The organism is Acinetobacter sp. YH01019, assembly GCF_013420285.1.
GTDB classification, from domain to species: Bacteria; Pseudomonadota; Gammaproteobacteria; order Pseudomonadales; family Moraxellaceae; genus Acinetobacter; species Acinetobacter gandensis.
Genome location: NZ_VOYM01000017.1, coordinates 1 through 11,618, shown reverse-complemented (window position 1 = coordinate 11,618; position 11,618 = coordinate 1). Strand labels below are relative to the sequence as shown.

Here is an 11,618-nt window from a genome sequence, read left to right as displayed (position 1 = left end):
TACAGCTCCAAGCAATCATAAAAGTTGAGTCAGCCAAATATATTAAAAAAGACCCAATTTCTCTAAGAAATTAGGTCTCGTTCCATATAAATAAAAAATACTCAACGCCTGCTAATCTAAGCAACCGTATCATAATGACTCAAATCTGCATGTTTTAAACGCTGTTTCAACTGATTAAGCGACCATGGCCAAGCAGCAAAATTACGCCCATTGGCATCCAAATAGTAACTCTTACAACCACCTCGATTGAACACTGTCGTCTGCAAATGCGTTTGCACTTTGGCATTATGATAAGCTAGAACATTAGGCTTAATTTCAATACGCTGCTGCTTCATCCGTACCAAAGCATCAACGATATAACCAACTTGTGCTTCTGCAATTCCAATAAAGGAATCATAAACCAAAATATTTGGCCCAAGCACCAAGAAAGCATTTGGCACTTGCGCAATACTTGTGCCTAAAAAGGCCTCAGGCGAGCTATCTTTCCACAGTTCTGACAATAATTGACCTTGTGCATTCCGTACACGATTTCCAATCGGTGGATGCGACACCTCAAAGCCTGTACCCCAAATAATCACATCAACGTCGTGCCGCTCACCATTGGCTGCAATTACTGTATTTCCTTCTATTTCTACCAGGCCATGTGGCACAAGTTCAACATTTGCTTGTTGCAATGCAGGATAGTAATTATTAGCAAAGAGTAAGCGCTTACAGCCGATAGAAAAGTTTGGTGTAACTTTCTCACGCAATTCATCGTCCTGAATTTGGCTTTTCAGCAATTGCTTGCCTAAATAATTTACTGGTTCAAGCAAAGAAGGATTACGTAGGCCTAGGTTAATCCCATTTAGGATACCCGATACACTTTTACGCCATGTTTGCTGAATGGCAGGGAAACGTGTCAGCACACCTTTTGCACGATCATTCAGTGGGAAATCAGCCTTAGGTAATACCCATGGCGTAGTCCGTTGAAAAACGATTAACTCCTTGGCCAAAGGTTGTACTTGCGGCACAAATTGTATGGCTGATGCTCCAGTACCAATCACAGCTATACGCTTACCGGTTAAATCATAATCATGATTCCAACGCGCAGAATGGAACATTTCCCCTTTAAAGCTTTCAATACCTTTAATTTTAGGTATTTGTGGTTCAGTAATCGGCCCAGTGGAAAAGATCACTGTTCTTGCCGCATACTGACCTTTGCTCGTCTCCAATTGCCATTGCTTTAATTGCTCATTCCATTCCGCTGAAATTAGCTCACAGTTGAACTGAATGTTGCGATAAAGCGCATGCTGCTCTGCAACATCTTCCAAATAGGTCAGAATCTCAGGTTGCTTGGCAAATAAATGACTCCATTTATGACTCGGCGCAAATGAAAACGAATACAACGCTGAGGGCACATCACATCCACAGCCAGGATAGGTATTGTCGCGCCATGTTCCCCCCACGCGATTGGCTTTTTCCAAAACCACATAATCGGTATAACCTCGTTCATTCATTTGATGAGCGGCAGCTAAACCTGATATCCCAGCACCAATCACAATGGTATCGTAGATACGCACTTGATTTTCTAGACTTGATACTTCTAGGCTTGGTTCTGAGTCTGATCGGTCTTGTGCGGCTTTTTTAGCTTTGGCAGAAGACGATGCAGAACGACGTGCATTAGTATGCGTTGTAGGCTTTTTAGTTTGAGTTTTCTCTTGATCTAATGCTTTTACATCATCGTCATGTAATTGTGTCGGCATGTTCATGCTTTTGCTCCCGACTTTTTAATATAGTTGTTAAATATGGGATAACCCACCCCCAATAAACGGGTATAGGTTTGCGGGGATAAACGTTTTAACCACCAAAATAATTTGGCATCAGGTTGTGGAATGGTATACAACTTCCCTGCATCTAAATTATTCAAGGTCAAATTGACTACATCATGGCTAGTCGTAAATGTATGATTCATCAGCAATTGATCAGCCAGGCCTGAATATCGTTTAGGTAAGCGACCATTTTTCATGATATTGGTCGGCACCAATGTTGGGCACAGTACATTCACACGGATATTTGCCGATCACAGCTCTGCCGATAAAGTTTCAGACAATGCCAGCACACTCGACTTCGTCACGTTATATGCTGTCATTTCAGGTGCAGCAGTATATGCCGCAGCAGAAGCAACATTAATAATCGCACCACCCTGCTTATTTTGTTTTAACTTTGGTACGAAGTAGTGACAGCCATGTACGACACCCCAAAGATTGACATGCATACACCATTGCCAATCATCTAGGGTGAGTTCATCAAATTTACCACCAAGCCCGACGCCTGCATTGTTGATCACCAAGGTCACGTCGTGCCCCATCAACTGCTCTGCTTGCTCTGCCAGTGCTTGCACTTGTTCAGCCTTACCCACATCACACTGCACCGCATAAGCATTTGATGAGGTTGTAGACTGAATTTGATCAACTGTTTCTTGCGCTGCCTCTAAATGAATATCGGCACAGACCACTGTCCCGCCCCGACGTGCCAACTCCAAAGCAAAGCTTCGCCCAATACCACTACCTGCACCAGTGACCACTGCATAGGCATTTTCGCTTGGCTTGTTCTTTTTTCCAAATAGACCCATGGTTTTATCCTTTCTTATACTTTTAATGCAGGGGTAAATTCTTTAACAAAATATGGCGTCAACACCCCATCCACTGGATTTAATAGCCGTTTTTTGTAGTATTCAAGAAAGGCTGAAGTGTCATAATCATTTGGATGGAAACTTGGACGCAGATAATCAAATATGTGTTTGATGCTACTGCCATATACACCATCTTTAAGCCCAAAAATCAGTCCAACGCTACGTGGCAAATCTTTCCAATAATCCAAACTTATTAAGTTCGAAGGTTTGCGATAAAACGGTGCAAAGAATGAAGCAAATGAAATTAATAATAAGATAGTAATTAAAGCCGGAAAAAAACCAGCGACACGTAAAGCATAATTATTTGATAGTTTTTGGAAGACATCATAAGCAATATCTTTATGTTCAGATTCTTCTAGCATGTGCCACATCCAAATCGCACGCTGCTTTTCATCTTGTGAGCTAAAAAACACTTCTTCATGATTCATCATGTATTCAGCAAGGACTGCCGTAAAATGCTCAATTGCTGCCATTAAAGACAATTTCATCGGTTGGGGTAAACGCTCAAATCCATACTCAAATACGTAGTGTTCAAGTTTTCTAAAGATTGATACTGGCAAACCTTGTAACTTATATGCTTCATTTAATTCTTCATGCATACGTGAGTGAATGGCTTCCTGACCAATCAATGATGTTACACGTTGCTTAAGTATAGGATCATCAATGAAATCACGGTGGTAGCGCGCCGTATCAATCACTAAATCTTCACCGTGTGTTAAGAAAATAGACAAAGAGCCAAAATAGGCACTAGCCAATTCCGCATTCATATAAAATTTAGGGTCAATTTTATCCGCTTCAAAATCAAATTTCATATGGCGAATCGGAACAACAGCAGACTGCTTCGTCGCATCAAATACAGGCGATGAAAATACGCGAGCTAATGTTTTTTTAATCGGTTGAAAAGCGCTCATAGTTCGTCTCTCAATATGGGTGTTTTCCTGCACTGACATCATGTTGGTAACAGGTCAAAACACATGTATTGAGAACAAACTAAGGTAGAAAAAATGTGAACCCATTAGCAAAATCAACCTATCGATTTGCAAATTTGCTCAAAGATTTTCTTTGTCTGACAATCTTTAAAACTTCACTGCTAAAGGACTCAAAACCTTATCATTTAAGGTCAGCGTAATTTTAAGTTCTGAGTTTAAATTCAGTGCAGTTGCACTACTTCGCCACGATTTGATTGGTAGATCCATTGATGATCAAACAGGCTTTCATCCAAATGATCTAATCGAATATTGCCAATGGCCACTGCATAGAAACCATTGCCTTGCTCTTTATACTGACTAATTTCCTGCATTAACTCGTCTGTCAAATGTCCCATAATAAAATCGGAAATGACCACAACATCGGCATGAGCAAATTGTAGCTGTTTTAGCATTTCTACAGCATGACTCATTGCTGGCAAAATATCCGTCCCGCCATGAAACGACTGTGCCAAAAAATGAATAACATCATCGAGCCCACCGTCACGCTTTACGTTCAGCGCCGTAATATTGGTCGAAAAATTCACAATATACATTGCACGTTTTTCACGTAAGGCTTGCATACTCAAATATAAACAAATGGCTTTAGAGATCAGTTCAGGCTGCCCATTCATAGAACCACTGGTATCTAAACAAATCAGCATCGGACCTTTCTGCCCCATTCGTTGTCGCTTCTGATGCTGGTCTTCAATAACACGACCATGTTGCTGGCCTTGCATATTAAAGCTCATCAAATTGGCTTCTAGAAATTTTAAATCAAATAAAATCTGTAAATCTGGATCTGACAATAATGCTAGCTCACTTGGCAATGCCAGACTTAAGTCATGCGCCAATTTAATACCAGTGATTTCTTCTTGTGCCGATTGCTCTACATATTGCTCTGGCGTTGCACTGAGTGTTGCATTTAAGCGCTTACGAGGTTTGTGCGGCTGAGCACTACCAATTTGATGACATAAACGCTTTAACTCAGCATCTTGCTCTAAACAACTGGCCCACTGCTCAAAATGCTGCATGTCTTGTTCAGTCAGTTGCCCCTTAGAATAATCAATGAAAATTCCTGTCTCAAAACCCAAGCTATCTTGATATTTTGCCATTTTCGCCAAGGTCGCCAGAAAGTCTTTTATTTCTTCTAAAAAAGTATCTCGCTGCAAACTGAGTTGCTCAAACTCCCAATGTGCGACAGCTTCCATTAACTTACGTTGCCATTTCTGTTTTACCAAAGCAGCTTGCAAGGCAATGTTTTGTGGCGACAATAACTGAATATCATTTTGAACTTGCCAATATCCAGTTAACTCAAGTTGTCCCAAACTTTGATTAAAGTCGGCATATTCATCCATCAACTGCTTTAATTCAGCAACAGAGAACTCAGCCTTTAACCAATGTTCTAGCTGCTGTTGAGCATGTAAATAAGGATGTTGCTGATCTAAACTCGACTTTGCCTGAAAGGCCCATTCCTGAATTTTTTGATCGAGCTTTTTTGCCACTTTATGATCATCCAACCAATGTTTTAAGCTGGATTGTTTTAATTCATCATAAAGCTGCGAACTTAATTCATCGAGTGCCGATTGGGTTTGTTGTCGTGTCGGTTTTAATTGCGACATAACTGTTCCAGACGCTCACAATCCTGTAATTGAAGCTGATAACGCGCTTGTTGTTGCTCAATGGCTTGTTGTAATTTTTCAATATCATCTTTCACTACAAAAGCCGACTGGAACTGATCTTTTTGTACTTTATAGCGTTCAGCATGTGTATGGAATGCATGTAAAAATTTCGATTTTAGTGCCTGCACTTCCTGCAATAAAGTGTATTTATCCTGTGCTGACAATGTGCTTCGTGCAGCGCCCTTATGATATTTAATATACGGCGTGACGACCTCTTCTAAACCATAATAACCACCTTTTAATGTACATACTCGCACGCCATTAAAATTACACACAATACCTCGCACTTCTTCACCTGTTTCATCCAAGGCAAAAAAGTCCTTTTTGGTGTCCATTTTATCCAGCTCAAGGTAAAGTAATTTATCTTTATAATGGCGATCTAAATTGGTTACCGCACGCAAATAATCCTTGCCCTGAATGAGATATGACTCATACACATCATCGGTATAATAAAAATAATTTAAAACGCGCTGCTCAAGCTGATCTTTTTCAGATACTAATTTCTCATAGTCCAAGCCATCATTCAAAGCTTGTTCAGCCAGTATGTCATCTAACTGTGTGGCTATAAATTCAATATCTTCCGGTTGATTCCATAAACAATGCTTTAAGATCAATAGATCACTGACGATCACCTGCTGACGATCATTCAAAAAAGCACATGCTTTCACCAAATATGCCACACGCTGCCAACGACGATCTGAAACATAAATCACATGATCTTCAAAGTTATGCTTAAGTCGATGTTTGATTAAGTCAAAAATATGCAAAATCGGCGCAGGCAATTCAATGGCATAAATTTGCTCACGCCAATCGTCAAGCTCAGCTTTTTTAATTTTTAATGCTGCATCGACCTCTACAGTCACTTTAGATGGTTTCGCTTGCAATAAAGCATGAAAATTATTTGCTTCGGTAATCGGCGGTACTTCTAATCTCAGAATGAAACGGTCATATAATGCATCCAAACCCTGATTCTGTTCTGGAATTTCATTAGAGGCACTGATTAATACATTTAAAGGTACTTTTTGAATGATTTCACCATTTTTAAAACTGCGTTCATTCACCAAAGTTAATAATGTATTTAAAATCGCAGGACTAGCTTTCCAAATTTCATCGAGAAAAGCAAAATCAGCACGCGGCAAATAGTGTTCAGTTTTACGAATGTATTGATCTTCTTTTAAGGCTTTAATAGATACGGGTCCAAAAATTTCCTCAGGTGTGCTAAAACGATTCATCAAATATTCAAAATAGTCGTGCACTTCAAAGGCCGAAGCGATGCGTCTTGAAATCAAACTCTTTGCAGTACCTGGTAGACCATACAAAAAGGTATTCATTCCAGCAATACCAGCAAGCAAACTTAAAGCAATAATTTGCTCACGTTCATACATATTTTTACTAATTTCAGAAATTAAAGTATTGATCCGTGCTTGCATGCTGCTATCTATAAAACCGAAAACGAAATTGTAGCGCTGTATCAAGTAATATGCTGCATTTAGCTACATTTTCCTGTGCGATTTAGCATTATAAATACACATTTCAACGACATATTCAGGTTATAGTAGATTGTAAATAGGCTATTTTTTATCACTCCCCTTTATGCTAAATTACTTACCTCCACTCATTAAGCTATTAAAACTCGAAAGTTTTAAATGGCGAATGTTGACACAAGGTGAAATCACCATGTGCCGTGAAGTATTTGGGGATTTAATTGATTATCAGCAGGTCAAAATCATGAATCATCCATTTTTGCCTTGGCAAGCATCCAATGTGGTCATGGCACCGAGTGGCTATATCCATGCGCGAAATTTATTGTATAAAGATGATTATTCACAAGAACGTTTAGGCTATCGTGCTCTTTTTATCCACGAGATGGCCCACGTTTATCAACATCAAAAAAACATCAATGTTCTAGTTTTCGGGGCAATCTTACAGTTGGCTTATTTTTGTAGTTTCAAAAAATACAATCCATATCACTACCAGCTAAAACCTAACAAAGCCTATTTTGATTACAACATTGAGCAACAAGGCGATATCGCCCGCGACATCTACCTTAAGCGTATTGAAAACATTATTTTAATGAACGAATCAATACATTGATTTTTAGTTTAAATGCTGTAATGACTTAAGTAAAAACCGACACTTAAAGCAAATTCACAACTCACCATCAGCAGCTAAAAATTACGATTAAATATGCATAAAGCTTGGGGGGAAAATGAGTCCAAAGATAGCCATATTGAATAAAAAAGCCGCATCATGGTCACATTTATTATGAATATCTATGGTCAACCTTTTAAAAGCTATCAATAACCCTAGTATCTCGCTTAATTTCAGATAAAATAGGGCTAGCCTTTTTTGCCACGCAATAAATGCGGTTTGATTATCATACGATGATGGTATTTAGTTTTCGCCTTTCGGCAGTATTTTTCGTATCTAAATACACTCGCTGAATAATTACAATGATACAAATCAGTGTGTTAAGTGTATTCACCTATAGGAATAGGATTTAGTTGGAATGAATAGTTTTAAAATTGCACTTGCTCAGTTCTCTCCACATATTGGTAACCTAGAATCAAATGCAGCAAAAATGCTTCAACAAGCCAATGCTGCAAAAGAACAGAATGTAGATATTATTGTTTTTCCTGAGCTTTCTACAGTAGGTTATCCTTCTGAAGACTTATTGCTACGCCCAAGTTTAAATAAACGCACTCAACAAGCGTTCGAACAATTGGCGTCAATCCAAGATATCGTTTTAGTGTTTGGTTTTGTCAATCAAACTGAAGATGGTCAGCGTTATAACTCAGCAGCAGTCATGAAAAATGGTCAAGTGTTGGGTATTTATAACAAGCAAAACCTACCAAATTACAGCGTATTTGATGAAAAACGTTATTTCAACGAAGGCCATCAACATCTTGTATTTGAATATCTAGGTCATAAATTTGGTGTACTTATTTGTGAAGACGTTTGGGCTCTCCCAACCGTACAACAATTGGCACAACTCAATGTAGAAACAGCACTCGTACTCAATGCGTCTCCTTACGAAGTAGGTAAACCACAACATCGTATTGAAACCATGTCTGCATTAACCAAACAATTGAATATTAATTTGGTTTATTGCAACCAAGTTGGTGGTCAAGATGACCTTGTATTTGATGGTACAAGTTTTGTGATCAACAATGCAGGTGAAGTCGTTGTACAAGCACCAAGTTTTGTCGAAGACCTTTACTTTGTAGAATACGATGCCGATCAAAAAGCCTATAAGAAAGGCAATATTGTTCCCGTACTCGACACTATGGCTGAAATTTATCAAAGCCTTGTAATTGCAACGCGTGACTATGTTCAACGTTCTGGCTTCCCTGGTGTGATTCTTGGTTTATCTGGTGGTATTGACTCTGCATTAACACTAGCCATTGCTGCTGATGCGATTGGTGCAGATAAAGTTCAAGCTGTGATGATGCCATACACCTATACAGCTCAAATCAGTGTTGAAGATGCTGCTGAACAAGCGAAAAACATGGGCGTTACATTTGGTATTGCTGAGATCAATCCAATTGTGAACGGTTTCATGCAAACATTGTTCCCATTCTTTGGTGACTCACCTGCCGATGCTACAGAAGAAAATCTTCAAGCACGCTCACGTGGCACACTGTTAATGGCACTTTCAAACAAATTTGGTAACTTGGTTCTATCAACAGGTAACAAGTCTGAATTGTCTGTCGGTTACTGCACGCTTTATGGTGACATGGTCGGTGGTTATGCAGTTTTAAAAGATGTATACAAAACGATTGTGTTTGAACTTGCCAAATACCGTAATAGCATTTCTGAGACACCAGTCATTCCAGAACGTGTAATTACACGCCCACCTTCTGCTGAGCTTCGTCCAGATCAAAAAGACCAAGACTCACTTCCTGAATACGATGTATTGGATGCAATTTTGTATGCATACATTGAAGAAGATATGAGCCAAGATGACATTATTGCAAAAGGCTTTGATGCTGACGTCGTGAAAAAAGTCATTCGTTTAGTCGATTTAAATGAATACAAACGTCGCCAAGGTGCCATTGGTCCACGTATTAGCTCACGTGCCTTTAGCCGTGAACGCCGCTACCCAATCGTGAATGGTTGGAAACCTGGCATCTAATTTAAAGATGACTAAAAGCCCAGTTTCGACTGGGCTTTATTATATCTGTGAATTTTAAATACAATTTAAAGGATAAATTGCATTTCAATCTTGAACTTGAACTTGAAAATTTAAATATAAAATCTGTTTTGATCGTTTTTGCAAACTACATTATTAATAACGTTATACTGAATCTTGTTTTTACTTTCTTAAAGCACAAAAAAAGAGACCAAGCTGAGAGCTTGGTCTATAAAAATGGTGGCTATGACGAGACTTGAACTTGTGACCCCCGCATTATGAGTGCGGTGCTCTAACCAACTGAGCTACATAGCCTTAAACTGTGTTGGCATTATGTAGATTTCATGCAGCAGCGTCAAGCATAAATATGCGTATTTGTTCAGAGTTTAAACAAGCAGACTTCAACATGATATTATTTAATCAAATATGACAATTTTTATCGTATTTATCACATTTTATTGTTAGATATTAGGGTTTTACCCATTGAGCATAATATGAAAAAATCAATCTTAGTGTTGAGCTGTGTCATCAGTAGTCTGGTAGGCTGCCAATTGATCTCTCCTATATTTGTCGATTATAACGGTGTGCGCCGTGATGTAGCACAATGGATCAATGGACAGACTTTACTAAGCATGCAACAGAAGCGCAGCCTCGCTCAACTTAGCAAAGCGCAGCAACCAATTGTCCGTTTAAATCTAAATGATTCTATTGCTGTTCATAACATTGCGAAGAATAATCAAATTGCGCTCCACTGTGCACAAATACATCATGTCAGTGCAAACAAGATTAAAAAGCTACAAGAACAAATTTTTAACCCCGCTGACTTTGAAAAATTAAAGCAATTTGAACAGGTTGCACCAAAATTTAAACTCGATGCCCAATCTATTCAATGTGAATAATATTCTTTAAATGCTTATAAATTCATGCAACTTGGAGTTCTCATTCGGTTAAATATTTTTACAACTTCAAAGCGTTTTGCCATTGCATAATTTGGCTAAGCTAAGCCCATGCTTTATATCGTTTATTTTTATGTTTAGTTATTTATCCCTATGTATTTACTAGGTTTTATTCAGTTTCAAAACAGCGTATGATTAAACTATAACCAATATTTTAATGTTAATAATGTTGTTTTGATTGATGAGCGTAGTTCATCTTAGAAGGAGAAATAAAATGGCTTTAAATAATATTTTAGTTCCAGTTGACGGTTCAGAAACTTCTTATGCAGCGGTTGCTAAAGCTGTTGAATTTGCCAAAGCATTTGGCAGTAAAATTACTGTGGTGCAAGTACTCACACTTGACCCTTATATTGCCGCTGAATATATTTCTGCATCTCAAACCAATGACTTAATTGAACGCGCACGTGCTTCAATTCTAAATACACTTGAAGAAGCGAAAGAAAAATTTTCGGCTGAAGGTGTAATAGTAGAAACTCGCTTACTTGAAGGACAAGTTGTACATGCTGAGCTTGTAAAAGCTGCTGAAGAAAGCCATGCAGACTTAATTATTATTGGTTCGCACGGCCGTACAGGTATCAAAAAATTCTTCTTAGGCAGCGTAGCTCAAAGTGTATTGGGTGCATCTGACGTGCCAGTACTTGTAGTACGCAAATAAGCTAACTTAAAGTCTAAGTACAAAAAGCCTTCTCATTGTAGATGGCTTTTTTAATGTCCCAATTCACTGAGCTATGGTTGCCACTGATAATGCTTTAAATTTACTTTGCCATTCAGCATGTATACACCTTCATCTTGTAACTTCAATTGCTGAATGTTTTGCCCATACTCATCTAATTTAGCCAGGCTCAATTTACCTTGTGAATTAATCACGCGATACCATGGGATATTCGATGCAGGATCAAGATGTTTGAGGACATAGCCAACTAAACGAGCATGTTTAGGTAAACCTGCTAATTTTGCAATTTGTCCATAACTCGCAACTCTCCCTTTTGGAATCTGTTGAATCACAGCCAAAATTGGAATAGCTAACTCATTACTATTTTTCAAATGTTGTTCCTTTCCTTCCCATGCGCATCTTACACAATGATTTATTGACATACTCCCACCACTTTCGACTAGCTCAAGTGGAGGATTCTAAAAGCAAAAGCTCTTAGGCGACTTCCTCACGGATTTCACTTGCTTTCTGCTTCACAAGGCGACCTTTACCGCATCCAC

Annotated in this window: 9 protein-coding genes, 1 tRNA gene and 1 pseudogene; 4 read left to right on the top strand and 7 right to left on the bottom strand. The window is 38.7% G+C overall.

The window, feature by feature from the left end; genetic code table 11:
• Window positions 1–116: 116 nt before the first annotated feature.
• The 5 genes and pseudogenes from FTT84_RS06240 to FTT84_RS06220 all read right to left on the bottom strand — a co-directional run bounded on the left by FTT84_RS06240 (window position 117) and on the right by FTT84_RS06220 (window position 6,748).
• Window positions 117–1,742 carry a flavin-containing monooxygenase gene (locus FTT84_RS06240; RefSeq protein WP_373684996.1) on the bottom strand — a complete coding sequence of 542 codons (1,626 nt, stop codon included), beginning with the start codon at window positions 1,740–1,742 and terminating at the stop codon, window positions 117–119.
• A 2-nt stretch (window positions 1,743–1,744) separates the two neighbouring features.
• Window positions 1,745–2,611: pseudogene (locus FTT84_RS06235) on the bottom strand (SDR family NAD(P)-dependent oxidoreductase).
• A 14-nt stretch (window positions 2,612–2,625) separates the two neighbouring features.
• A complete protein-coding gene (locus FTT84_RS06230) occupies window positions 2,626–3,582 on the bottom strand; it encodes a metal-dependent hydrolase (RefSeq protein WP_180080493.1) in 957 nt (318 codons plus the stop codon).
• Window positions 3,583–3,821: 239 nt separating this feature from the next.
• The gene (locus tag FTT84_RS06225; protein ID WP_180057346.1) at window positions 3,822–5,258 is read right to left on the bottom strand and encodes a VWA domain-containing protein; all 1,437 of its coding nucleotides are present in this window, start codon (window positions 5,256–5,258) and stop codon (window positions 3,822–3,824) included.
• Window positions 5,246–6,748: an AAA family ATPase gene (locus tag FTT84_RS06220; protein ID WP_180080496.1), complete on the bottom strand. Its 1,503-nt coding sequence runs from the start codon at window positions 6,746–6,748 to the stop codon at window positions 5,246–5,248. The genes FTT84_RS06225 and FTT84_RS06220 overlap by 13 nt, the downstream gene beginning before the upstream one ends.
• 163 nt (window positions 6,749–6,911) lie before the next feature.
• On the opposite strand from FTT84_RS06220, the gene FTT84_RS06215 reads away from it, so the two are divergent.
• Window positions 6,912–7,412, top strand: a complete 501-nt coding sequence (locus FTT84_RS06215; RefSeq protein ID WP_180080499.1) for a hypothetical protein — start codon at window positions 6,912–6,914, stop codon at window positions 7,410–7,412.
• Window positions 7,413–7,827: 415 nt separating this feature from the next.
• A complete protein-coding gene (locus FTT84_RS06210; RefSeq protein ID WP_180080503.1) occupies window positions 7,828–9,453 on the top strand; it encodes an NAD+ synthase in 1,626 nt (541 codons plus the stop codon).
• Window positions 9,454–9,688: 235 nt separating this feature from the next.
• On the opposite strand, the gene FTT84_RS06205 is transcribed toward FTT84_RS06210, so the two are convergent.
• Window positions 9,689–9,765, bottom strand: a tRNA-Met gene (locus FTT84_RS06205).
• 179 nt (window positions 9,766–9,944) lie between these two features.
• Between FTT84_RS06205 and FTT84_RS06200 the strand changes: the two genes are divergently transcribed.
• Together FTT84_RS06200 and FTT84_RS06195 are read left to right on the top strand one after the other, a co-directional pair.
• On the top strand, window positions 9,945–10,349 hold the full coding sequence (locus tag FTT84_RS06200) for a hypothetical protein (RefSeq protein ID WP_067762341.1): 405 nt from the start codon (window positions 9,945–9,947) through the stop codon (window positions 10,347–10,349).
• Window positions 10,350–10,620: 271 nt separating this feature from the next.
• The gene (locus FTT84_RS06195; RefSeq protein WP_067762339.1) at window positions 10,621–11,061 is read left to right on the top strand and encodes a universal stress protein; all 441 of its coding nucleotides are present in this window, start codon (window positions 10,621–10,623) and stop codon (window positions 11,059–11,061) included.
• 71 nt (window positions 11,062–11,132) lie between these two features.
• Here FTT84_RS06195 and FTT84_RS06190 read toward each other — a convergent pair whose 3' ends face one another.
• Window positions 11,133–11,450: an MGMT family protein gene (locus FTT84_RS06190; RefSeq protein ID WP_067762337.1), complete on the bottom strand. Its 318-nt coding sequence runs from the start codon at window positions 11,448–11,450 to the stop codon at window positions 11,133–11,135.
• Window positions 11,451–11,618: the final 168 nt, after the last annotated feature.